4 protein-coding genes are annotated in these 3,396 nt (G+C 75.1%); 2 read left to right on the plus strand and 2 right to left on the minus strand.

The features are described from left to right. Both GKQ77_RS30205 and GKQ77_RS30210 read left to right on the plus strand, forming a co-directional pair. Positions 1–629: DUF3459 domain-containing protein (locus GKQ77_RS30205; RefSeq protein ID WP_219692303.1), on the plus strand; the 629-nt coding region annotated here is incomplete at its 5' end. A 63-nt stretch (positions 630–692) separates the two neighbouring features. Then, positions 693–1,706 carry an aldo/keto reductase gene (locus GKQ77_RS30210; protein ID WP_219692304.1) on the plus strand — a complete coding sequence of 338 codons (1,014 nt, stop codon included), beginning with the start codon at positions 693–695 and terminating at the stop codon, positions 1,704–1,706. 23 nt (positions 1,707–1,729) lie between these two features. Here the strand turns inward: GKQ77_RS30210 and GKQ77_RS30215 are convergent, their stop codons facing one another. Beyond that, positions 1,730–2,380 carry a PDZ domain-containing protein gene (locus GKQ77_RS30215; RefSeq protein ID WP_308117827.1) on the minus strand — a complete coding sequence of 217 codons (651 nt, stop codon included), beginning with the start codon at positions 2,378–2,380 and terminating at the stop codon, positions 1,730–1,732. 271 nt (positions 2,381–2,651) lie between these two features. After that, positions 2,652–3,396, minus strand: a 745-nt coding sequence (locus tag GKQ77_RS30220) for a LysR family transcriptional regulator substrate-binding protein (RefSeq protein WP_219692306.1), incomplete at its 5' end; no start/stop codon positions are given.

The raw sequence follows: 3,396 nt of genomic DNA on the forward strand, positions 1-3,396 counted from the left end.
GCTACGCGCAGACCCACGACCAGATCGGCAACCGCGCGCAGGGTGACCGGCTCTCCGCCTCCCTCTCCCCCGGCCTGCTGGCCTGCGCGGCCGCGCTGACGCTCATGGGCCCCTTCACACCGATGCTCTTCATGGGCGAGGAGTGGGGGGCGACGACGCCCTGGCAGTTCTTCACCGACCACACCGACCCCGAGCTGGCCGAGGCCGTGCGCCGGGGCAGGCGGCGCGAGTTCGCCGCCCACGGCTGGGCGGAGGAGGACATTCCCGATCCGCAGGACCCGGCCACCCGCGAGCGGTCCTGCCTCGACTGGTCGCAGCCGGAGACCGGCCACCACGCGCGCGTGCTCGCCTGGCACCGCGAGCTGATCTCCCTGCGGCGCACCCGCGCCGACCTGATGGACCCCGACCTGGCGGCGGTGCGGGTCGCCTTCGACGAACGGGCACGCTGGTTCGCGTTCCGGCGCGGGGACCTGAAGATCGCCGTGAACCTCGCCGAGGAGGCCGCCGCCGTCCCGCTGGGGCACAACCACGCGCGCGTGCTCGCCGCCTGGGAGCCGGTCGAGCCGCCGGGCGCGGACGGCCTGCTGCGGCTGCCCGCCGAGTCGTGTGCCGTCCTGGGCCCCGCGTAAGCGCCTTCCTTCCCTGTCGGGCCAAGCGCCTATCTTGGGGGCCTACTCAGGGGAGGGCAGGCCATGAAGCAGCGATTCCTCGGCCGTACCGGGCTGCGCGTCAGCGAGCTGTGCTTCGGCGCGATGATGTTCGGCAGCGGCGCGGACGAGACGACGTCCCACCGCATGCTGGACACGTTCACCGAGGCGGGCGGCACGTTCATCGACACGGCCGACATGTACGGGCGCGGCGTGTCGGAAGAGGTCCTTGGCCGCTGGCTGAAGGGCCGCCGCAGGGACGAACTCGTCATCGCCACGAAGGTGTTCAGCTCGATGGGCGACGCCCCGAACGCGGGCGGTCTGAGCCGCAAGCACATCCTGTCGGCCGTCGACGCGAGCCTGCGCCGCCTCGGCACCGAATACATCGACCTGTACCAGACCCACGTATGGGACGCGACGACGCCGATCGAGGAGACCCTGTCCACGCTGGACACCCTCGTGACGGCGGGCAAGGTGCGCTATCTCGGGGCGAGCAACCACTCCCCCGCCCAGTTGCAGAAGGCCCTTGACGTGGCGCGGGCCCGCGGCTGGGAGCCGTACTCCTGTCTCCAGCCGCTCTACAACCTCCTGGCGCGCGAGAGCGAGTGGGAGCTGCTGCCGCTCAGCGCGGCGGAGGGCGTGGGCGTCATTCCGTACAGCCCCTTGCAGGGCGGCTGGCTCTCGGGCAAGTTCCGGCGTTCCATGGCCGCGCCTCCGGAGGGCGCGCGGGGTTCGGGCGCCTGGCGGGAGCGGAACACGGAGGAGACGTGGCGGGTCGTCGACGTGCTCCTGGAGGTCGCCGACGAAACCGGCCGCACGCCGTCCCAGGTGGCCCTGCGGTGGCTCCTTCAGCGGCCCGGGGTGACCGCGCCGATCGTGGGGGCGCGGTCGGTGGAGCAGCTGACGGACAATCTCGGCTGCGTGGAGTGGGAGTTGACGTCCGAGCAGCAGGAGCGGCTGACGTCGGCGAGCGCGCGGCCGCTGCCGTATCCGTACGACGTCCTCGCGTACTACCCGGGGCGCGAGCCGCGCAGCGGGCCCCGCACGGACTTCAGCTGACGCCTGCGGTCAGGGGTCAGGGGTCAGGTCACGATGCCCGGCTTCACCGCGAGCGTCTGGCGGGTGCCGTTCTTGTGGCGGACCGTCAGCGTCATCCGCGTGCCCGGGGGCGCCTCGGCGACCGCCGACGCCAGGGCGGCCGCCGAGCCTACGCGGGTCCCGCCGAACGCGAGCAGGGTGTCGCCGTGCACCAGGCCCGCGGTGTGGCCGGGGCCCGGGATGTGCACGCCGACGAGCAGGGCGCCCGCGCCGCCGGGGGCGTCCACGGCCTCGACACCGAGGGTGGAGGTCCTGGCGGCGGGCTTCGCGGAAGCGGGCCCGGCGGGCGCGGAGTCGGGCGGCGCGGACTTGGGCGGCCCCGGCTTCGGCGGCCCTGGCTTGGGCGGCCCCGGCTTGGGCGGCGCGGGCTTCGGCGTGCCCGGCTCGGGCGCTTCTGGCTTCGGCGCTCCTGGCTCCGGCGCTCCCGGCTTCGGCGCCTCGGACTCACGGCCCCCGGCGGCCGGCCGGGGCGCGCCTGTCGTGGGCGCCGCCTTCTGTGTCCCGGCGAGTCCGCCCACGTCGATGACGGCGGCGCCCACGGCACCGACGCCGATGCCGATGCCCGCAAGGACCAGGAGCACCGCGAGGAGCAGCCCGGAGAGCACGGCCGGCAGGCGCCTGCCTCGGCGCCGCACGGCATATGGCCGACGGTCCTTCTCAAGGTGGTCGCCCGGGCTGTGGCCGGGGCTCCGGTTCCAGCTCCGGCTCCGGCTCCGGCCTGGCATCGGCTTGGGACGCAACGCGGTCTGTTCCATGGCTCGCCTCCGGCCACAGCCCTACCCGGCACTCCCCTGCGGCGATGCCTCACGAACGGGTGAGAGCGTGTGTCATAACCCCGGTCGGAACAGTGGGCGTCGTCTGGTGCGTGCGATCGCAAGGCGCCGGAACGGCCTCGTAGCGGAGCTACTAGGGCGTTTCGGCAACGCGGCGAGCGTGCGTGCCAGGCGGCGCCCACCCGGCCGGGGTTATGACACAGGCTCTGACGTCCAGGTGTGCCGCCAGCGCCGCGGCGGGCCCGCGCAGGGTGCCCGCGTACAGCAGCTCCGTGCGGTGGACGACGCGGGGCGCGGTCAGCGGCACGGCGACCGTGCCCGGCGCCCCGGCGGCGGCCGAACGCGGCAGCAGGGTCAGGCCGTGGCCCGCGGCGGCGAGCGCGGTGAGGGTACGCAGGTCCGTGCCGTCGTAGCGCAGCGCGGGCCGGAACCCCGATGTGCCGTTCGCGGCGCGGAGTTGGGCCAGCGGCAGGCCGGCGCCGGGGGCGTCGATCCAGCGGGCGTGCACGAGATCGCCGAGGCGCAGTCCGGTGCGGCGGGCCAGCGGGTGGCCTTCGGGGAGCAGGACGGCGACGGGCTCCTGGCCGGTGCCCCGCGCGGTGAGGGGCGCCACGTCGGGCAGGCGCAGCGGGTCGTTCGGCGCGGCGAGGCCGTCGACGAGGCCGAGGTCGACGGCGCCGGTCGCGACGGCCGCGGGGATCTCGTCGCGGGCCAGCACGGAGAGGGTGACGCCCGCCGGGGGCAGCGCTTCGGCCGTACGCCGGGTCAGCGCGGTCGGTGTGGCGGCCAGCGTCAGACCGTGCTCGGGGGCGCTCGCCATGCGCACGACCTCGGCGCGGGCCGCGTCGAGGCGCAGCAGCAGCGGGCCCGCGTGCTCC

Origin of the sequence: Streptomyces anatolicus, assembly GCF_019400875.1 — a bacterium.
Taxonomy (GTDB): domain Bacteria; phylum Actinomycetota; class Actinomycetes; order Streptomycetales; family Streptomycetaceae; genus Streptomyces; species Streptomyces anatolicus.

Excerpts from the sequence above, each read along its gene's own strand:
- GKQ77_RS30210 (WP_219692304.1), top strand. The coding sequence starts at position 693 with ATGAAGCAGCGATTCCTCGGCCGTACCGGGCTGCGCGTCAGCGAGCTG.